The sequence below is a fragment of the Hyphomicrobium sp. 2TAF46 genome (assembly GCF_052114865.1).
Lineage (GTDB): Bacteria > Pseudomonadota > Alphaproteobacteria > Rhizobiales > Hyphomicrobiaceae > Hyphomicrobium_B.
Genome location: NZ_JBFRFO010000008.1, coordinates 302722 through 323362 on the forward strand (window position 1 = coordinate 302722; position 20641 = coordinate 323362).

The 20641-nt window shown below is 57.3% G+C and carries 18 protein-coding genes; 12 read left to right on the plus strand and 6 right to left on the minus strand.

Going from position 1 to position 20641, the window contains the following annotated elements; all coding sequences use genetic code 11:
- Positions 1-186 precede the first annotated feature (186 nt).
- The 6 genes from AB4Z24_RS18045 to AB4Z24_RS18070 all read left to right on the plus strand — a co-directional run bounded on the left by AB4Z24_RS18045 (position 187) and on the right by AB4Z24_RS18070 (position 6801).
- Complete coding sequence (locus tag AB4Z24_RS18045; protein ID WP_441710431.1) at positions 187-1533, plus strand: NAD(P)/FAD-dependent oxidoreductase; 1347 nt, start codon at positions 187-189, stop codon at positions 1531-1533.
- A gap of 89 nt (positions 1534-1622) precedes the next feature.
- Positions 1623-3101: a glutamine synthetase family protein gene (locus tag AB4Z24_RS18050; RefSeq protein WP_441710432.1), complete on the plus strand. Its 1479-nt coding sequence runs from the start codon at positions 1623-1625 to the stop codon at positions 3099-3101.
- Between the two features lie 49 nt (positions 3102-3150).
- On the plus strand, positions 3151-4089 hold the full coding sequence (locus AB4Z24_RS18055) for a class II glutamine amidotransferase (RefSeq protein ID WP_441710433.1): 939 nt from the start codon (positions 3151-3153) through the stop codon (positions 4087-4089).
- The gene (locus AB4Z24_RS18060; protein ID WP_441710434.1) at positions 4077-4916 is read left to right on the plus strand and encodes a hypothetical protein; all 840 of its coding nucleotides are present in this window, start codon (positions 4077-4079) and stop codon (positions 4914-4916) included. The genes AB4Z24_RS18055 and AB4Z24_RS18060 overlap by 13 nt, the downstream gene beginning before the upstream one ends.
- A gap of 63 nt (positions 4917-4979) precedes the next feature.
- Positions 4980-6362 (plus strand): FMN-binding glutamate synthase family protein, encoded by a 1383-nt coding sequence (locus tag AB4Z24_RS18065; protein WP_441710435.1) that lies wholly within the window; start codon positions 4980-4982, stop codon positions 6360-6362.
- A gap of 10 nt (positions 6363-6372) precedes the next feature.
- Positions 6373-6801, plus strand: a complete 429-nt coding sequence (locus AB4Z24_RS18070; RefSeq protein WP_441710436.1) for a hypothetical protein — start codon at positions 6373-6375, stop codon at positions 6799-6801.
- A 240-nt stretch (positions 6802-7041) separates the two neighbouring features.
- On the opposite strand, the gene AB4Z24_RS18075 is transcribed toward AB4Z24_RS18070, so the two are convergent.
- Positions 7042-8691 (minus strand): APC family permease, encoded by a 1650-nt coding sequence (locus AB4Z24_RS18075; protein WP_441710457.1) that lies wholly within the window; start codon positions 8689-8691, stop codon positions 7042-7044.
- A 408-nt stretch (positions 8692-9099) separates the two neighbouring features.
- Between AB4Z24_RS18075 and AB4Z24_RS18080 the strand changes: the two genes are divergently transcribed.
- Complete coding sequence (locus AB4Z24_RS18080) at positions 9100-9819, plus strand: FadR/GntR family transcriptional regulator (protein ID WP_441710437.1); 720 nt, start codon at positions 9100-9102, stop codon at positions 9817-9819.
- A 98-nt stretch (positions 9820-9917) separates the two neighbouring features.
- The gene (locus tag AB4Z24_RS18085) at positions 9918-10361 is read left to right on the plus strand and encodes a GFA family protein (protein ID WP_441710438.1); all 444 of its coding nucleotides are present in this window, start codon (positions 9918-9920) and stop codon (positions 10359-10361) included.
- Between the two features lie 160 nt (positions 10362-10521).
- On the opposite strand, the gene AB4Z24_RS18090 is transcribed toward AB4Z24_RS18085, so the two are convergent.
- The 3 genes from AB4Z24_RS18090 to AB4Z24_RS18100 form a co-directional block, all read right to left on the minus strand.
- Positions 10522-13713 (minus strand): multidrug efflux RND transporter permease subunit, encoded by a 3192-nt coding sequence (locus tag AB4Z24_RS18090; RefSeq protein WP_441710439.1) that lies wholly within the window; start codon positions 13711-13713, stop codon positions 10522-10524.
- An 8-nt stretch (positions 13714-13721) separates the two neighbouring features.
- Positions 13722-14939, minus strand: a complete 1218-nt coding sequence (locus tag AB4Z24_RS18095) for an efflux RND transporter periplasmic adaptor subunit (protein ID WP_441710458.1) — start codon at positions 14937-14939, stop codon at positions 13722-13724.
- 68 nt (positions 14940-15007) lie between these two features.
- Positions 15008-15352, minus strand: coding sequence for a DMT family transporter (locus tag AB4Z24_RS18100; RefSeq protein ID WP_441710440.1), 345 nt, complete (start codon positions 15350-15352; stop codon positions 15008-15010).
- A 241-nt stretch (positions 15353-15593) separates the two neighbouring features.
- Here AB4Z24_RS18100 and AB4Z24_RS18105 point away from each other — a divergent pair, with 241 nt between their 5' ends.
- Complete coding sequence (locus AB4Z24_RS18105) at positions 15594-16193, plus strand: TetR/AcrR family transcriptional regulator (protein ID WP_441710441.1); 600 nt, start codon at positions 15594-15596, stop codon at positions 16191-16193.
- Positions 16194-16412: 219 nt separating this feature from the next.
- On the opposite strand, the gene gcvA is transcribed toward AB4Z24_RS18105, so the two are convergent.
- Positions 16413-17324: a transcriptional regulator GcvA gene (gene gcvA, locus AB4Z24_RS18110; RefSeq protein WP_441710442.1), complete on the minus strand. Its 912-nt coding sequence runs from the start codon at positions 17322-17324 to the stop codon at positions 16413-16415.
- Positions 17325-17439: 115 nt separating this feature from the next.
- Here gcvA and AB4Z24_RS18115 point away from each other — a divergent pair, with 115 nt between their 5' ends.
- The gene (locus AB4Z24_RS18115; RefSeq protein ID WP_441710443.1) at positions 17440-18240 is read left to right on the plus strand and encodes a CmcJ/NvfI family oxidoreductase; all 801 of its coding nucleotides are present in this window, start codon (positions 17440-17442) and stop codon (positions 18238-18240) included.
- 54 nt (positions 18241-18294) lie between these two features.
- Complete coding sequence (locus AB4Z24_RS18120) at positions 18295-18687, plus strand: GFA family protein (protein ID WP_441710444.1); 393 nt, start codon at positions 18295-18297, stop codon at positions 18685-18687.
- A 23-nt stretch (positions 18688-18710) separates the two neighbouring features.
- Here the strand turns inward: AB4Z24_RS18120 and AB4Z24_RS18125 are convergent, their stop codons facing one another.
- Positions 18711-19631 (minus strand): DMT family transporter, encoded by a 921-nt coding sequence (locus AB4Z24_RS18125; RefSeq protein ID WP_441710445.1) that lies wholly within the window; start codon positions 19629-19631, stop codon positions 18711-18713.
- Between the two features lie 181 nt (positions 19632-19812).
- On the opposite strand from AB4Z24_RS18125, the gene AB4Z24_RS18130 reads away from it, so the two are divergent.
- On the plus strand, positions 19813-20628 hold the full coding sequence (locus AB4Z24_RS18130) for a HalD/BesD family halogenase (protein WP_441710446.1): 816 nt from the start codon (positions 19813-19815) through the stop codon (positions 20626-20628).
- The last annotated feature ends 13 nt before the right edge of the window (positions 20629-20641 follow it).

Sequence of the window (20641 nt, forward strand, 5' to 3'; positions counted from 1 at the left end):
AAATGGCTGGCGCCCGGTTCCGCAAGGGCCTTCGGGCGCCCGCAACATAGGGTATGCCAATACCATACCAATTTTACTATTTGGCACATGAATGTTGGTGTGCTAACTTAGAAATACCATAGATACGCGCATATCTACGTACCCTAAGAAAAAGCCAAGTGGTGTTAATTGGTATAGGGGGTTCGAATGTCGCTGCCCGAAGGGATTGACTATCTCATCATTGGCGCCGGCGTGCACGGGCTGAGCACAGCCTACCATCTTGCAAAAGAGCTCGAAGCCAAAGGGCGCGGTAGCGGAAAAGATATTCTCGTTGTCGACAAGAAAGCTGTGGGCGCTGGGGCCTCCGGTATCGCCTGCGGCGTTGTTCGAAACAACTACTACCAGCCGGCGATGCGCAAGCTAATGGCACACAGCGTTTCGATCTGGGAACGTCATGCCGAGACGCTGAGCTACCACGGTGTCGGTTACATGCAGATCAGCCCTGAGCCGATGCACGCCCAGGTCGCCACGATCTACGAGCAAGAGAAAGCTATTGGGTATCCTTCCGAGTTCATTGAAGGCGCGAAAGACTGCGACGCCTACATGAAGAATTTGTTCTCGGACTGGTCTGCCAAAAATATCACCTCTGTCCTCCACGAGAAGAAGGGCGGCTATGCCAACAACATGCGTAGCATGGACGGTTTGGCTGCGCTTGCGCGCGCCGAAGGCGTCACTATCGAGACGGGCGTCAAAGTAACCGGCTTCGAACGTGTAAATGGCTCATCGAGTGCTGTCACAGCCGTTATCACCGATCAGGGTAAGGTGCGTTGCGATCAGGTCGTCGTCGGCGTGGGGCCTTGGGTCAAGCAAATCTGGGATATGCTCGCGCTCCCGAACGAGATTTCGATCGTGGGCCGCGACCGCAAAAGTCATGATCCCGTGCAGATGTGGACCTTCTGGTCGTTGCAGGAAGGGACACTTGGTGTCGATCCCGATTATCAGAAGACCAACGACGGCAAAGCCCCCCCCGTCCTCCATGTCGATACCGATGCGCCACTCTATTCGGACACCGACGGCTCGCTCATTACCGACAAGCTATGGGGTATATATTACAAGCCGGATTTCTATTTCGGCGGCATTCAGGGCGGTGCTATGCCGTTCAAAATCGAAACGGAGCCCGATAAGGTCGCCGTCGACCCATATGGGCCCGAGAGTCCGGATTTCATTGTTGGCCCGTCATTTGAGCGGATGTGGTGTTCGGCGCTGGCCCACTGCCAAGCACGTTTCAAGGGACAAAGCGGCAAATATAAGCATGAGCCGTCGGGCGGCATCGGCTGCTTTACGCCCGACAATTTTCCTATCTTCGACCGATTTTGCGAGAACGTTTATTTCATCGCAGACAGCAACCACGGCTACAAGATGGTCGGGGTCGGCGAACTGGTCGCCAAAGAACTGATCGGCTCGAACTGCTCCCTTCTCGAACCGTTCCGTTACGATCGCTACGCCAAAGGCAACCTCCATCCCGTGTCCAACAGTCCCTATCCATGGAGCTAATTCAACACGACCACCCGCACCTCAATGCATGCATGAAAGTCAAAGCAAAAAACCAATGAGTGGCAACTCTAGCCAGGAGAGTGAGTCCCATGCAGCAGCCGACAGACCTCGAAAAATACGTCAACGCAACCGGACGAGGCGATTTGGTGCGACGGGTGCGAGAGAAGATCGATAAGCTTGGAATCACCTACATCTATTATCAATTCATTTCGGTCACGGGACGCATCGTCGGCAAAGGAATTCCCGCGGACCATTGGGAGCGGACAGCGGAAAAAGGTTTCCAGCTCGTCTATGGCGCCACTGCAAACCTCTTCGTCGATCGGCATAGTCAGTACATCGGTTATGGCCCTGAGGCTTCGGAGCTGATCGGCATTCCGGATCCTGAAACCTTCATGCAGCTTCCCTGGGACAAGCGAGTCGCGCGCGTATTTTGCACCTGTTTCCGAAACCGTGAGGAGGACATCGACGGCGGAGCCCATCTCACGTCGGACTGCCGAGGCAATCTTCGCATTTTTCACAATGAGTTCGAGAAGAAGCACAACATGCGACTGCGCATGGGGTGCGAGCCCGAGATGATGTGGCTCAAAAAAGATGAATCCGGCCAGCCGGCCGGCGGATACTCAAAGCCGTACTGCTACCATATCGACCAGTTCGAGAGCCTACGGCCTGTTTTCATGAAGGTTATCGAGTACGCGAAGGCTATGGGTCTTGACATGATCCAGGGCGATCATGAGGACGCGCCAGGCCAGCTCGAGTTGAATTTCACCTACGACGATGCCCTTCGGACGGCCGATCGGCTCGCGACGTATCGCCAGATCTGCTCACAGGTTGCGCGCGAGTTTGGGCTGATTGCCTGCTTTATGTCGAAGCCATTCATGGGCGTTTCGGCCAACGGTTGTCACACGAACATATCGTTGTGGAACGGCGGTAGCGAAGAAATCAATACGCTCGGCCAAAAAGAAATCGCGGGCATGGACGAGAATTTCACCTACCGGACCGGCGGCACCAACTACTTCATGCCCGATAACACGCAGCACGCAAAGAAGCCGGGCCCTGTTGGCCTCAACTGTATCGGCGGCGTCATTGATCACCTTCCGGCACTCACCGCCATCGGCTGCTCGACGGTCAATTCCTATCGCCGTCTTTGGGATCAGGGCTTCTGGGCGCCAGTCTATGCCGACTGGGGCTATCAGAATCGCACCTGCGGTCTCAGAGTTTCGGCTCCCGGCCGATTTGAGTATCGCGCCGTCGACAGCATGGTGAACCCCTATTTGCTGGCATCGGCTATCCTGATGGCCTTCGACGACGGCCTCAATAGAAAAGTCGATCCCGGCGAGCCGGAGAGCCGCAATATTTATCAGGCGATGAAGGAAGGGAAGGCTGTGAAAAAGCTGCCCCTGACACTTGGTGACGCCCTTGATCGGCTTGCCGAGGATGAGATCATCAAGCGGGCGCTCCCCGACGAGATGTACCGCGTCTACACCCACTACAAGGGCGACGAGTGGGCGAGATTCAATGCCCAGGTAACATCGTGGGATGTCGAGCGCTATCTCGATTGCTTACCGTAGAGAGTAGCAATCCTTTCGCGATCGGGCTCGAAGAACCGGAGAAAGTCGAATGTGTGGAATTGCTGGTCTCATTCACCGCGGTCGCACCAGCGACATCGGCAAGGAGATGACAAAGATGCTTCAATCACTGAAGCATCGTGGGCCTGACTCGACGGGATACGCGCTTTACGGTCAAAGCGGCGGAGATGGCAATTATGTTCTCCGCTTTAAAGTCGCCGAGCAGGAAGAGCTGCGCCACGGCTTCAAGATCAGGGAACTCGTCAAGGAGCGGCGCGCCGAGGTCGACCATCGGCTGGGCGAACTCGATGCCAAGATTGTCGATGCGGCCAACGCTACCGGGTACGCAAACAAGTATGTCATCGCTTACAAGGGCGATCTCAAAAAGCTTGTCGACTACCTTGAAGATATCGAAGGCGTCGAGCTTTTGTCGATCGGGCACGGTCTTGAGCTCATCAAGGATCTTGGCGACGCGAAGACGGTCGCGGAGCAATATAAATTGCATGGCTTCAAGGGCACACACGCAATCGGCCACACGCGCATGGCGACGGAATCGGATGTGGACATCCGGTCCGCGCATCCATACTGGGCCTATCCGTTCAGCGACGTCTCAGTGGTGCACAATGGACAACTGACAAACTATTGGAATAATCGGCGCGAGCTCGAACGGCGCGATCGCCGTTTCATGTCGAACTGCGACAGCGAGCTGATCGCGGTCTATCTCGCCGACCGTATGGACCAGGGTGACACTCTCGAGGACGCCATGCGCCGCTCGATCGAAGAGCTGGATGGCGTTTTCACGTATTTGGTGGCGACTTCTGACAGTCTCGGCATGGCCAAGGACACGATGGCTGCGAAGCCCATGGTCCTCTACGAGGGTCAAGATTTCATCGCGCTGGCAAGCGAGGAAGTCGCGATCAGATCGATCTTTCCGAACGAGATCGATACGTTCGATCCTTATGAAGGCGAGGTGCGTGTATGGCAGAACTGAAAAAGGCGAATGTCCAGGGCATGCACGGCGAGCAGCTCCTGGGTCGCACGCAGCAGCGCTTCTTCGACGTTGGGGCTGAAGGCGATGGGTATGTCTATCCTTGGGCCTATGAGGTCGATTTCAACAAGCGCGCCGAATTTGATGCCAAAGATATGGATACGCGTGGGATCAATTCGCAAATCAGGAAACTAATGAGCGAAGGAAACGGCACAATTGTTGTCCACAATCCCGGCGCAAGACATTCTCTTGGTGTCGGCATATTGAACCGCCTCAAACTCTACTTCGAAGGTTCACTTGGCTATTTCGGCTGCGGGCTGCTCGATGGGCCGAATGTCCACATAAAGGGCCGCGTCGGCTGGTCTTGCGCAGAAAACATGTTGGCTGGGACGGTCGTCATCGACAAGAACGCGGGCTCTTGCTTCGGCGCCGCGATCCGTGGCGGCGACTTGATTTGCAAGGGCGACGTCGGCGCCCGCACGGGGATCGATCAGAAGGGTGGAACGATCATCATCGGAGGACGGACGGGCGCCTTCTCCGGCTTCATGATGCAGCGCGGACGCATGGTGGTTCTTGGGGATGCCGGCGCAAACCTTGGGGACAGCATGTATGACGGCACGATTTATGTCGGCGGCAAGATTGCGAGCCTTGGGGTCGATGCGGTCGAAGCCGAAATGACCGATCTCGACGTTTCCTGGCTGCAGCGCAAGCTCAAGACCTACGAGATTGATGCGCCGAAGGACCTTAAAAAGATGACCAAGATCGTCGCCGGCAAGCAGCTCTGGAACTATGACAATCTCGAGCCTGCCGAGAAGAAGCTCGTGCTTTAGGGGTGTTCGCTTTCAACGCGGAACAGTGATTACTTTGCGTGTTGTGCCTTCAGGAGGAACCCGATGGGTCCACAGAAGAAATCTATCGAAGCCGATGCGGATCCCCGCCGACCTGCGGAACGCAATCATCAGCTTCTCGGTCACAGTCAGATCTTCACGCCTGAGGTCATCGACGACATCCATATCAAGGCGGAGCTCGGCCGCTATCGGATGCGCGGGTTTTCCCTCTTCAAGAAGATTCCGCATTGGGACGATTTGACATTCCTGCCCGGAACGCTGACGCGCTTCGTGATCGAAGGCTACCGCGAGAAGTGCGTCACAAAAACGGTGCTCGGACCGCGCGCTAAAAGGCCGATGGTGCTCGATATCCCAGTCTATATTACCGGCATGAGTTTTGGCGCCCTATCCTATGAGGCAAAGATCGCGCTCGCGCGCGGCGCGACGATGGCCGGATCTGCGACGTGCTCAGGCGAAGGCGGCATGATCCCGGATGAGCGCCGCTATTCGTCCAAATGGTACTACCAGTGCATACAGAGCCGGTATGGATTCAATCCGCATCATCTCCGTCTTGCTGACGCCGTCGAGTTCTTCATCGGCCAGGGCTGCAAAGTTGGTCTCGGTGGCCACCTGATGGGGCAGAAGGTCACTGACCAGGTCGCCGAAATGCGGTCGTTACCGGCTGGCATCGATCAGCGTTCGCCGGCGCGACATCCGGACTGGCTTGGGCCCGACGATCTTGCTCTCAAGATTGAAGAAATTCGCGAGGCAACAAATCACGAAATTCCGATCCAGTTGAAGCTCGGCGCGGCGCGCGTTTATGATGACGTGCGCATGGCCGCGAAATGCGGCCCCGATGTCATCTACATTGACGGCATGGAAGGTAGCACCGGTGCCGGCCCGCATCTCGCGACGGAAGATACCGGTGTTCCTGGTATCGCTGCGATACGACAGGCCCGCAAGGCCTTGAACGACGTCGGCAAGAGCGGCGAGATTTCGCTCGTTTACGCAGGTGGCATCAGGAACGGATCAGACATCGCAAAGGCGCTCGCGCTTGGAGCTGACGCCATCGCCATCGGACATTCGGCTCTGATGGCCTTGAATTGCAATAAGTCGATTCCCGAAGCGGATTACGAGAACGAGGTGGGCGTGCCTGCGGGCTATTGCTATCATTGCCATACCGGACGTTGTCCGGTTGGTGTCGCCACGCAGGATCCGAGCTTGCGCAAACGGCTCGATCCGGACAAGGCAGCCGAACGCGTCTATAATTTCCTGCATACGCTGACGATGGAATGCCAAATGATGGCCCGCGCCTGCGGTAAGACCAACATCCATTCGCTGGAGCCCGAAGACCTCGCAGCTCTGACGATGGAAGCTTCGGCACTCGCAATGGTGCCGCTTGCTGGTACGCAGCACACCGTCGGTCGCCCCGATATGACTCGTTACTGAGAGGGAACCCATGGCCGAAATCAAGAAGGGCAGACCGGTCGTCGCCGTCGCCAATGAGAACAAGGACGTCGACCACTTCATAAGGAGCGATGGCGTCGAGACCGAACGCGAAAAGCAAATCGGCCAGCACATTGGTTATCGGTATGATGTCAACCTGCTGCCCGACTACTCGCGGCTTACCGAGTTCCTGAAGAACTACATTGAGATTATGGGTTGGAGCGATCTCAACTGGCTTGAGGACGTTCACATGGGTTACGAGGAAGGCCGCCCTGCAGTTTTCGACCGGAATGTCAACGGCTGGGTGCAAGTTCCCGTCGGCATTAAGCTGCCGGATAATCAGCAAGATCGAGACATGCTGGCGAGGGAGCTGTTGATCAAGTTTCAGATGAGCAAGGATCATCCGCTCGTCGATCTCAGAAATGCCTACGCGAAGTTCTAATTCCGCCGTTGGTGCACGAGCATGGATGGACATGGCCGTGCGCTTTCATACCCGTGCGTCGCTGAGTTGTCGGTGGACGCTGGTCCGGCAACTCGACGATCGGGTTCGAGTCCTACGGGTGGGAAGCTGCCCCTGCATCGACACCACTGAACTCCTGCGCAATTCTATCTGAATAGCGAAAGCGGGCTATCAGCCCGCTTTCAATACTTTCCTCGACCCGAGACACATCTATTGCCCGACTCAGGAGGGTGGCATTTGGAAGAGCAAGTTTGCGGCGAGGACAACCGCGACACCTGCAAGCAATGCCAAGTACGGTAATATACCCGCCTTTCGCTCGCCGAGATCCTCTCCGACCAAGCCCAATTCTTCAAGGGCCCCTTTAGGAAAGTGCCCTTTGTCCTGAACGTAGTGTCGGAATGCGAACACGGGAAGAATGAGGGCAGCGAAGATAAATCCGATCCAAAGCGCGTTAGAGTAGCCCCAAACCTTCGCTCCAGCCCCCATGAACATGGCATTCACGAAAGCGAGGATGGTATTCAAGCCGATCAACCACGTCGGCGCGCGGTACGGTCGCTCAACATGCCCGCTATCTATGCGATGCATCCAGCCAGCGTTGAGGTTCAAGAAGTTAAAAATAATGTAGCCAACGTTCGACACGGCCAAAATGAAATAATAGCCAGCCGAATCGGACGCAATCGCGAGCAAGAAAAGATTAAATACCAAATCTGTCCACATCGCTCGGGTCGGAGCGCCGTGGGAATTCGTATGGGTCAGGTAGCGCGGCAGCCATCCATCGACTGAACCCTGGTAGAGCGTGCGGGAAGATCCCGCCATCGCGGTCATGATTGCAAGGATCAGCGCAAGGATCATAAGCACCACGAAAATCTCCTTGCCGATCACATTGCCTGCGGCGACCATGTTCGACATCGCGTCGGCGACGCCCGTTCCCGCGACGATCCCAGGGTCTTTCATACCATCAACGCCGAGAACGCCTTGGAAGGTGAACGGCACAAGTATGTAAAGGAGCAAGCAAAGGAGACCTGAATAAAAGATCGCTTTAAATGTATCCGTTTTCGGATCCTTGAACTCGCGCGTGTAGCACACGGCGGTCTCAAACCCGTAGGTCGACCATGCCGCGATGAACAATCCGCCGAGGAAGAGAGTCCACCCAACATTGCCATCGACGCCCGGCAAATAAGGGCCCGCAACATTAGCGGCATGGAATTGGCCGTTAAATAAGGGCACAATGCCAACGATCAGCATCGGGACAATAACCAAAAGGCCGATCCACTTCTGCGCATTGGCGGTGCCAAGGATACCACGATGCTGGATAGCAAAAACGATCAGCATCAGCGCGGCGCCAATAAAAAAGGTCGAATTGAAGTTCAGAGTTCCAAGGCCGGGAACCGCGACGCTCAGCACATTGAAAGACTGGATAGCTGGCGTGTGATCGGCCGTGACGGCAGTGATTGCATCTGCCGCAGCTTTGCCCGCATGCGTCGGGTCGGCTAGCCAGGCAACGACCTCCGGGGATTTGTCGGTAAAAGCCGGAATCGGCGCGATCGCGTTCAAAATGTATCCGGCCGCAATGGCGCAGCCGAGGGACAGAACGGGAGACCAAGCAAACCAGTTACACCAGACCGACAGCGGAGCGATCAGTTTGGAATAGCGCAACCATGCCGTCGCGCCATAGACCGACGCTCCGCCGGATTTGTTAGGAAAGAGCCCCGCGATTTCTGCGTAAGTGAAGGACTGCAGAAAACCCATGATCATCGAGATCGTCCAAACAATGAAGGCGAGCTTTCCGGCGGTGCCAGCTATGCCTCCGATGGAGAAAAGAACGAGGGCCGGTACGCCGCTCGCGACCCAGAAAGCACCCCGCCAATCGATGGCCCGGTGCAGCGTGTTGCCACTTGTTTCGCCAATTGTCCGCTCATATGTCGTTGTCATCGGCATCCCCAGCGTTTGTTGTGATAAAATACGAAAACCACGCGTCGACAGGACACGTGGCATCACTCAGCAGGCTTTGTATTGAGGTGGGCGGCGACTTAGATAGCAAAGCGCAGTGACGGACCTGAAATCCGTTTTGGTTCTGGAAAGTTGCACCATACCCAGATGGGGCATGCGAACCCCTGTGCCAACTGCAAACCAATTTGATAGAAAACTGCGAAGGCTTCTATGATAGCACAGGAAGCGATCTGGGCCAAACGGATAAATTGGTATACAATTGGTTCTTGGCGACCGGCCAATTGTGGCGGCATGGACAAGCGGAAACTGCAGGCTTTGGGAGGACTATAAATGTTCAACAAAACGGCATCGGGGTCAGTCCCCAAAGCCCCTCCCCCACGCGGCGCAAATCTGATCGCGAACAAATTAGCGGAAGCAATCACAAGCGGTGTCTACGATCGTGGTGCGCAACTGCCGACAGAGCGTCAGCTGGCAGAAGAGTTCGTCGCTTCACGGACGACCGTGCGCAAGGCGCTCGCAGTTCTCGAAGTTCAAAAGCTTGTTCAGCGTCGGCCCGGAAGCGGCACGTATGTAAGCTACCACGGAAAGACCGATGAAAGCGGCATCGTCGAACGAACGAGTCCGCTACAACTAATCGAAGTTCGCGCCGTCATTGAACCGCAGATGGCGCGCCTTGCCGTGCTTCATGCAAGTCAAGTCGACCTAGACAAACTGCAGCTACTCGTCAAAGACCTCAAAGCAGCCGAAAAGGCGGGCGATAGCGAACGCTATGCTGTCGCCGACGAAAAATTTCACCTGGCCATCGCGTCGACGACGTCCAATCCTTTGATGGTATGGCTCTATGAACAGATCAACGTCATCAGAACGCACGCGCTTTGGGCCGAGATGCGCCAGAAAATTATAACGCGGGAAAATATGCGGCTCTATAACGAGCAGCATGCGGCTGTCGTAAAAGCAATCCAGGCGCGTGATGGCGCGGCCGCCGCCGAAATGATGGTTCGCCACATGGACAAGGCGCGTGATGATCTAGTCGGCGCGCATAGTCGGTAAGGATCGGCTCGGAGACTGTCGCCCTCACATCCTCGCTTCTTGCATTCGGTCTCGATAAAGGCCTTCGGCGAGGTGTCGCATACCGGAAGGAAAGCGCCATGGCTCAAAAGCCTTTAAGCGGGAGTTGCCTCTGCGGCGCCGTCCGCTTCGAACTTCGTCCGCCCATTCGCGACGTTATGGTCTGCCATTGTCGCCAGTGTGCAAAATGGACCGGATACGCATTGGCCGCGGCGGCAGTGTCTCCTGGGGATTTCAAGCTGGTATCCGGCGAAAACAAGCTCAGATGGTACTCGGCGACGAGTGAGGCCGAACGGGGCTTTTGCGATGTCTGTGGTTCGAGCCTCTTCTGGCGGCCTCGGGATGGATCGCGCCTCTCGGTCCTTGCTGGCGCGCTCGATCCGCCAACAGGCCTTGTCATTAGTGCGCATATATTCGTCTCATCCAAGTCGGACTACTACAACATATCAGACGGCATTCTCCAGCTCGAGGCGGGCGGCGGAGAACGATCGCACGTAGTTGCCGACCGGCGTGATGATCATTGAAACGAATGAGCGACCACCCAAAATGCGCAAGCCAAAATTCAGGCGAACGGCCTGAATCAAAATAAGTGCCGTACTTGAACGGCGTGCCGGATTCCGATGCCGGACCGATTTTGCCGAAACAAATATGTTGTTACAGTCATGCACGCCGCCGCCGTACTTCCTACGGCAGGCTTGTTGCTCCCGACAGATATTCCGGCTTCTTAGACGTTGACGTACTTGACGCCGGATCTGCGATCATTTCGTCCCCCTGGCTGTGTTCTGGCCGCTTCGTCTTGAGGACGGTGAGGACAAACACAAAGAACGCGGGCACGAAGATGATGGCAAGGATCGTGGCCGAGATCATGCCGCCGAGGACGCCCGTTCCGATCGCATTCTGGCTCGCGGCGCTCGGTCCTGTGGCGATGGCAAGCGGTACGACACCGAGCGCGAAGGCGAGTGACGTCATGATAATGGGACGCAACCGAATTCTCGCCGCCTCAACAGCAGAGTCGAGAAGCGACTTCCCGCCGGCATAGTAGTCCTTGGCAAATTCCACGATCAGAATGGCATTCTTTGCTGACAGGCCAATGATCGCGATGAGCCCGACCTTGAAATAGAGGTCGTTAGGCATGTCCCTCAGCATGACGGCCGCCACGGAACCGATCACACCAAGCGGAACGACAAGGATAACCGCAAGAGGAATGGACCAGCTCTCATATAGGCCGGCGAGCAGCAGGAATACGAAAAGAATGCTGAGCGCCAGGAGGAACGGCGCCTGGTCGCCGGACTTGATCTCCTCAAGCGACTGTCCGGTCCACTCGAAGCCAAATCCCTTCGGCAGCTCATAGGCGAGCCGCTCCATCTCCGCAATCGCCGCCCCAGAGGAATATCCCGGAGCAGCTGCGCCGGATATCCGCACCGAGGGATAGCCATTGTAGCCAACGATCTGCGCTGCGCCTTTTCGCCATTCGACAATTGCAAAGGAAGACAACGGAACCATGCCGCCGTTGGCGTTGCGCACATTGAGCTTCAGGAGATCCTCGGCCTGAAGGCGGCTTCGATCCTTCGCCTGCACCACGACGCGCTGCATGCGCCCGTCGTTCGGATAGTCGTTGATGTAGGAGGAGCCGAGGTTTGCGGTGATGGTGTTGTTGATGTCGGCGAAAGTCACGCCGAAGGTATTGGCCTTCTTACGATCGATAACCAGCATGACCTGGGCGGCGTCCGGCATGCCTTCCGGCCGGATGCCGGTAATAATTCCACTTTTCGAAGCCTTGGCGATGAGTTCACCGGCCGCCTGGTTGAGGGCATCCTGACCCAGACCGCCGCGATCTTGCAAACGGAACGAGAAACCGTTGGTGGTGCCGAAACCTTCGATCGGCGGCGGCGAGAGTGCAAAAGTGGTTGCATCCTTGAGCGCGAAGAGCTGCATGTTGACCCGGTTTGCAATCTCTTGTGCGGAGTTACCCGTGCCGCGTTCCGCCCAGTCCTTCAAGGTCGGAAACAGCAGGGCGGCATTCGGCCCGTTGCCGGAGAAGCTGAAGCCCTGCACGGCAAAGACGTTGTCGACCGCCGGCTCGCCTTTGAAGACCGCCTCGATCTTCTCAAGAGACGCGACCGTTCGATTCTTGCTGGCTTCGGGCGGCCCCTGGACGTCGACTATGATATAGCCCTGATCCTCGTCGGGAACGAAAGCGCTTGGCAGCTTGAGGAACAGATATCCGAGGCCGACGACGAGCGCGAGGTAGACGACCATCATCCGTCCTGCCCGCTTGGCCAAACCGGCGACGCGCCGCGCGTATCCCGATGTCAATCGATCGAAGGCTCGGTTGAACCAGCCTCCGAGACCTTTCTTCTCATGATGTCCTTGCGGGATGGGCTTGAGGAGCGTCGCGCAGAGCGCAGGCGTCAGTGACAGCGCCAGAAACGCCGAGAACATGATCGAGACGACCATGGTCAAACTGAACTGACGATAGATAATCCCCGTGGATCCGGGGAAAAAGGCCATCGGTATGAAGACGGACGCAAGGACCAATGTGATGCCAAGAATAGCGCCGGTGATCTGGCCCATGGCCTTGCGGGTTGCGTCTTTCGGCGATAGCCCTTCTTCGGCCATGATGCGCTCGACGTTTTCGACAACGACGATTGCGTCGTCGACAAGGATGCCGATGGCAAGCACCATCGCGAACATAGTCAAGACATTGATGGAAAAGCCGGCGGCATACATGACGGCGAGGGTGCCGAGCAGCGCCACGGGCACCACGAGTGTCGGAATGAGTGTGTAGCGGAAGCTCTGCAGGAAGACGAACATGACGATAAAGACGAGAACGACCGCTTCAACGAGCGTGTGCAGCACCTTCTCGATCGATGCCGAGACGAAGGGACTGGTGTCGTAGGGTATCGAATACGTGACTCCCGCCGGAAAGTAGCGGGCGAGTTCATCCATCTTGGCTTTCACGGCCTTCGCCGTCGCGACGGCGTTACCTGTCGTTGAGAGCTGAACGCCGACAGCTGCGCTCGGCTGGCCATTCAGGCGGCTCGCAAAGCTATAGGTCTCTGCGCCGACCTCGACGCGGGCGACGTCGTGCAGGCGCACTGTCGATCCATCCGGGTTGGCGCGGAGAATGATGTCGCCGAACTCCTTGGGATCGCTCAGCTGACCCTTGACGAGGACGGTGGCAGTCAGGTCCTGAGTCACCGGATTGGGAGCGGCGCCGATCTGCCCGGCGGCGACTTGCGCGTTTTGCGCCAGGATCGCATCGCTCACGTCCGAGGCGGTGATGTTGTAACCTACCATCTTATCCGGATCGATCCAGACGCGCATGGCGCGCTGTGCCGAGAAGAGCTGGGCCCGGCCGACACCGTCAATGCGCCGGAGTTCGCCGAGGACGTTACGGCTCAAGTAGTCCCCGAGCGCTATTTCGTCCGTCTTTCCGTCCGTCGACGTGAGTGCGATGAAGAGCAGAAAGCCTGTGCTTGCCTCTTCAACCGTAATGCCCTGCGCCGTCACGGCCCGGGGAAGGCGCGGTTCGACGCGCCGTAGCGCGTTCTGAACGTCAACAGAGGCCTGGTCGATGTCGCTTCCGGGTTTGAAGGTCGCTGTAATGTTGATTGCGCCGGAGGTGTCCGAGGTCGATTCGAAGTAGACCAGCCGATCGACGCCGTTCAACTCTTCCTCGATCTGGCGCGTGACGCCCTGGTAGATCTCCTGTGGTGAAGCACCGGGATAAAGCGTGGAGATCATAACCTGCGGCGGCGCAACCTTCGGATATTGCGCGATCGGCAGGAAGGGCAACGCAATCATGCCCGCGATCGAGATGAAGAACGCGAACACCCACGCCAGCACCGGCCGGCCAATGAAGAACTGAGCCATCGAGGTGCCTATCTTATTGCTTGCGTTGCCGCTTTGTCTGCCGGCGCCGGCGGGGCGCCATCAGTGGATTTCCAGGCCTCGACGGTAACTTTGCCGCCCGGCTGCGCCTTCTGGACGCCATCGACGATAATGTACTCGCCGCTCTTGAGGCCGGATTCAACGACCCAATCCGCGCCGAATGTCTGCCCGAGGGTGACGTCGCGCGCTTCGACGGTGCCATCGTTCGCGACAACGTAGACCTGCGCCTTGCCATCATGGGCGCGAAGAACCGCGCGTTGCGGGACGGTAATCGCACCGTCCCGGACGGCTTGCTCGACGCGGATGCGAACATAAAGGCCTGGCAGCAGGTCGCTTTTCGGATTGGGAAACTCGGCGCGCAAGGTGACTTGGCCGGTCATCGCGTCAACACTTGCGCTCGAGAAGAGGAGTCTTCCCGGTTGCGGATAGACAGTGCCATCATCGAAGACGAGTTCGACTCGTGCCTGGCCTGGCGCTGGGCTCTCGAGCTTACCCTCCGCGACGGCGCGCTTGAGCGCGAGCAGTTCGGCGGAGGATTGCGTAAAATCCGCATAAACCGGATCGATCTGCTGGATGAGCGCAAGATTCTGGTTTGCATCGGTCGTCGTCACCAGAGCGCCTTCGGTGACGAGGGCCCCGCCGATGATACCTGTGATCGGCGCGCGAACCTCGGTGTATCCGAGATTGATCCGCGCCTCATCGAGAGCCGCTCCGGCGAGGGCGACATCTGCGTTCGACTGGGCGAGAGTGGCCGCTGCAGTGTCATAACTGGCACCGCTCGCAACATCCCGTGCGCGCAATTCCTTTTGGCGATCATATTGCTGTTGGGCATTCGCCTGAACGGCTTTGGCCCTCTGCAACGTCGCCTCGGCGCTCGCAACCCGCACCCGAAAGAGGTTCGGATCGATGCGGTAGAGGACATCGCCCTTTTTGACGAAGGTTCCCTGCTCGAACACCCGTTCCTGCAAAATGCCGGTGACCTGCGCGCGCACTTCGGCAACGCGGGTCGCGGCAATGCGGCCGGGGAGTTCGCTCATAACCGGAACGGCGCGCGCCGAGAGCTTGAGCACCGCCACCGCCGGCGGCGGCATGTCGCCTCCGGCCTGGGCGCAGGCCTGTCCCGTCGCCACAATGAGAAGCGGGAGAGCGCCGAGCCATCTCGCAAACCATCGATCGGAGCGGGCAAGTGTTCGGCGGACGTTGAACATGTCGATGGCCTTTGCAGTCCTGAAGGTCAAAAAGGGCTGTGTTCGTGCTGAACGGGCGGGGGCAGCGGCTAGTGCATTGCGGAGTTCGAGAAGGCGTTGACCATGACCACGCCACCGACGATCATCGCAATTCCGGCGATCGCAGCGACGTCCAGCGTCTGACGAAAGACCGTGACGCCGATAACGGCCGTGAGGACGATGCCGGCGCCGGCCCAGACGGCATAGGCGACGCCGATCGGTATCGCCTTCAAGGCGTGTGACAAGAAAAAGAACGAGCCCGCGAAGAACAGGATCATGAAGAGAGTTGGCGCGAACCGCGTGAACTGCTCGGACTTCTGCAGAAGGGTGGTGCCAATGAGCTCGCAGATGATTGCGGCGCCGAGCGCACCATAGTGGAAAAGGGTGGGTTTCATGACTCCCTGCATGGCCTTGCGAGACGACATCGTAAAAGATACCATCCGGACGGTTTTTTCAAGGCCGATGGATAAAGTGCCGCTCCACCTCCAATTTTGTTGATCGACGGAACTGGATGGCGAGCGAACCGGTCGATATGGAAGCTGGTCTGGCGCCCCGGCGCACTTTGACGTCTTGCGGCGCGCTGCGCTCAATGGTTGGCGTGACCGCCTCGCTTGATAACCGCAGAGATAAATCCTCATGAGTCTTGCTCACCGCCGAAAGAAGCGACCGGCTGAGGTTCGCAGCCAATTGCTCGATGTGGCGGCGAAGCTCTGCGCCGAGGTTGGAATTTCCAACGCCGCGCTCGAGGCGATTTCACAACGCGCCGGCGTCAGCAAGGGGGGACTCCTGCACCATTTTCCGACGAAGCAGGCCCTGATCGTCGCGCTCGTCGACAAGCTCCTCGCCGATCTTTCGGCGAGCGTCGAGAGCTATATAGCGAAAGATCCGGACCCTGCCGGTCGCTTCACGCGCGCCTACCTCCTCGCGAGTCTTGAGTTCCAGAATAGTCCGGATGCAGAGCACTGGAATACGCTGGGCATCATGCTTGCTACTGAGAAGGCAATGCGTACCCGGTGGGTGAGATGGCTTTCCAGGCAGATGAAGCAACACGGCGATTCTGACGATACGATCGACTGCCTCATAGTAAGAATGGCAGCCGATGGCTTCTGGTTTTCAGGGGCGGTCGGTATCACGAGCGTCCCGGCCCAACGGCAAAAGGCTTTTGTTGAGACGCTCAATCGTATGACTCGCAGCGGAAGTCATGCTTTACCGGCACGTGCGCGAAGCCGGACCTGACCGAAGCAAGAATAATTTGGATAGCGGCGCCATCCGGCTGCGCCATGTGGGCGTTATCGATCACTCCGGCATCTCATCAAGTGCGAACTTCAGTCGTGGCTCCGGCACCAGCTCTGGACTTGGCGATGGGATGACAGTCGTCAAGGCCCCTGCCGCCGCTCGCTTCTCCCAACTTCCCTTTTCCAGGCACCGGTGGCGGCGGAAGATTTTCAGCCGCTGTTATTTCTCGGCATGCTGCAGCAGCCAGTCGCGAAAGATGCGTAACCGCTTCCGCTTTTCCGAAGGCGGTGTCGGATAGACGAGATAGTGGTGAAACGCTGTCGGCATGTCGTATTTTTCGGGCAGCGCACGCACAAGCCGCCCCGAAGCAAGGTCGTCAGCCACGAATGCTTTGGTGACGAGCGCTACGCCCATACCGGAGATGGCCGCGCGGACCGCAAGGTCTTCGATGCTGAAACGAAGCCCTCCCGTCAGCTTCACACCGTCCACTTTGTGATGATCGACCCATCGCGCCCACGTCGGCGCCGCATCCGTTGCGACCTGCCAGTCCACATGAAGCAACGTTTTGTGCTTAAGGAGTTTCTGTGGCGTCAGTGCAATCCGCCCGTCCAGAAAATTGGGCGAGCAAACGACCAGTGCAACGTCGGACATCAAGAGTTCACTGGTCAATCCCTTGTAATTTCCCCGGCCCTGGCGAATGGCGATGTCGACATCATCACGCCTGAAATCACAGTGCTCATCGCGCGCATCCAGGCGCACCGAAATTCCCGGATACTTGGCATTGAAGTCTGGAAGGCGCGGCATGAGCCAGCATGACCCGAATGAAGGCGTGACGCTGACCGTAATCATGTCAGGGCCAGGAACGCTCCGCAGTTCGCGAGCACCGACGTGAAGTCGATCGAAGGCGTCTCGAAGATGGGGCCAAGCGGCGCGACCGCGCTCGGTCAGTTCTAGAGATCGCGTCGTCCGGATGAACAACTTATTACCAACTTGAGCTTCGAGCTGGCGAATAAGCTGGCTCACCGCCGCTGGCGTCACGTTCAGCTCATGGGCCGCTTTGGTGAAGCTCAAGTGCCGGGCTGCGGCCTCGAATGCACGCAGTGCGCCGAGGGCCGGAAGATAGGATTTCATCTCACGCTCATATGTAAGCTGTGCTTACAAATAAGAGACCAACTACTCGTTTGTCCAGCTCCCGCCAGGGAAGTAGTGTTTAGCTTATAAATTGGACGTTTAGGGAATACGTAGCATGAGCACCGCCAGACATGTGAAAGCTGAGCTTACATATCTGGATCAGGATAGCGGGCCCCCAATATATTATAGCAGCAAGCCGGGCGAGCCCGAGCGCTCGGAGGGCGTCCATACGCCTGTATCCGTCGAGATTCGTGATGCTCGGGCGCTCGAACGGCAACCCAGCTTGGAGCGCGAGGGGTTTTGTCTGATTGCTCACAACACGCGGGATGTGGACTTCGAATCGGCAGACAGCATCAAGGGCGACTACTATCCGCAGATTGCCGCCCTGCTCAAACAGCACCTCGACGCCGACGAGGTGGTCGTATTCGATCACAACGTTCGTTATGACGCCGTCCTGCCGGGCGTCAGGCGCCCTGCAAGGCTAGTACATGTGGATTACACGACGCGCTCGGCGGTCAATCGCGCAGTTGAGTTGATGAAGGACGATGCCATCATGATGCGCATCCATCGCCGCTTTATGCAGGTGAATGTTTGGCGCCCTTTGCATTACGCGGTCGCGACTTCGCCACTGGCGATGGCAGATGCTTCGAGTGTGAGTATCGATGACTATGTGCGCGCCGCCATCATCTATCCCGATCGCAAGGGAGAGATTTTGGAAGTGACGCACGACCCGTCGCACAAGTGGTTCTTCTATCCCGGCATGGCCCCCGACGAGATGGTGCTGTTCAAGGGATTCGATTCCGAGCCGTCAGTTGCAAGCTGTCGAACGCCTCATACGGCGTTCGATGATCCAATGACGCCAAGCGATGCCAAGCCCCGCCATAGCTTGGAACTGCGGGCGATGGCATTTTTCTAGACGCATTTGAGACAAGGCGAGAACAAGCTTCGCTTTTGCAAAGGAGGGTGCGACGTGTTCGGAGGATGTCTGTGTGGCGCGGTTCGCTATCGCTTGACCGCGGAACCTAAAGTTTCAGTGAACTGCCATTGTTCGATGTGCCGACGGCACAGCGGAGCCGCCTTCTTGACCTATATCGCCATTGACCGGAGTGCATTTCTGATCGAACGCGGTGAGCTCGTTGGTTATCGCTCATCCAGCGACGCCGTTCGGTCTCATTGCGGCTCGTGTGGGAGCCCCTTGACCTTCGTGTTTGATGCGGATCCGGAGAGCGTATGGGTGACAGTCGGAACACTCGACAACCCAAACGCTGCTAATCCAAAGGAAAACTGGTTCGTTCAGGATAAGGTCCAATGGTTGAGGCTCGATGACTCGCTGAAGGCATGGCCCGGGGCGCCGGACGTCTGACAAGAACGCTGATAGCGGCGAGATTATCGCTGCATCGAGTCCGCGATGAGCATGCTTCTCTTTGCTATATAGGACGGAAGCCTGCCATCGACGAGGGTCAGTCCAGCTGCAACGATAAGCGCTCCGAGATATTGTCTGGTTTGAAGTCTCTCATTCAGGAAAACAGCGCTGAGAATTATTGCGCTGATCGGTACTAAAAAAGTAACGAGCAACAAGTTCGTGGCGCCGGCCGCGGCCAAGAGTCGGAAATACAAAATATAAGCCAGAGCCGTTGATAGTATGGCGGCCCCCGCAATAGCGCTCCAGGTTGAAAGACTTGGCAATGCCAATTCCCATGGTCGATCGATTGCTATTGACAATGGAACTAAAAAAAATGCCGACGCCACGATTTGACCCGTGGCTGCGCTCATTGGAGACACCCCCATATTTTCAAGGCGTCGACCATGCAAGCCAGCAAGGGCATAAGAGAACGCGCCGACTATGCATGCCATTTGCGCTAATGCGCCGGCGTTCGCCCCTTTGAGGGTCGCTGGCCCAACAACCACTATTACCCCGCCAAATCCGATTATTGTCCCCAGCAGTCGACCGCGGGTAATTTTTTCACTTCGTGCGGTTAAATGCGCTAGGGCAATGGCAATAAGCGGCGTTGTGGCATTTAGAATTGATGCCAATCCAGCGGAAATATATTTTTGACTCCAGGCAAATAGGCAAAACGGAATAACGCAATTCATTAGCCCCATAAAAATCACGGTCATTTGTGCGGCTCTTGGTACCGATAGTGGTATGCCGCTGGCTTTTGAAAGGCATACGAGAGTTGTTCCGGCCAGCATCACTCGTAGCGCAACAAACGAAAAGACGGGCAGTTCATGACTGGCGATCTTGTTGAAAATAAAAGACAATCCCCACAAGACGGAGAGCGTCACTAGTGTTCCCCAGTCGGCCATCGATAAGCTCCTGGGAATCACGTGTCACATTCTCCATCTAAATGGGGCTCGGCAATTCAAATATCTATATATTAGATATTGGATATTTGAATGGATATTACCAAGCGCAATATTGGTGATGTTTTATATTGACCATCATCGATACTCTTGTCTATAGAACTGGGCGCGGCACCACATAACCATGACTAACCGCCAACGTCAGGGCGAAGGCCCGCAAAGAAATACATCCGATGCCGCCCCTGAACCCTTCGCATGGCTCGCCGCTCTCTTTGAGCTCACGGCGCCCAAGGAATTCGACGCGGCAGCCCTCGCAGACCTGCGCGAGCAGTTCCTGCGCTGCGGTTATGTCAAGCTGCCAAGCTTCCTGACGCCTGTCGCCTTGGAGTTCCTCAAAGCCGAGCTGGAGCGCCTCGAGACCAGCGCGTCGCGCCGTGCCTTCGAAATGCCCGGTTACAATACGCCGCGCAGCCTCTCCGTTCTCGGCGGAACGACCATCAAGGCCCAGTCCCCGCTTCTGTTCGGCCTCTATCACCACAGCGCTTTGCGCACGTGCGTGGAACGGGTGGCGGGGCGCACCGTTTATCCGTGCCAGCATCCGGAAGAGTTCATGGTCGCCAACTTGCTTCACCGCAGCGGCGACACTCATGGCTGGCACCTCGATGATCCCGCCTTCGCTCTCGTTCTGTTCATCGACGCGCCGCCCGAGGGGCAGGGCGGTGAGCTGGAAATGATCGCCAACTGGACAGATCTATGCCGCCGCAAAGGCCGGCGACCGGATGAAGACATCGCCGATCTGATCGCCTGGGCCGCCGACAACAGTCTTGTCGAGCGGAGCCATCACGCCCCGGGGGACGCCTACCTCCTGCGCGCCGACATCAACCTGCATCGCGTCAGGCCGATCACCGGCGCAGACACACGCCGCTGCGTCTTAAACCTCGCCTTCCAGGCCAACGTCACTGCAAAATACTCTCAAACCGCAAACCTCCTCTACGCCTAAAAAAACGGGAAAG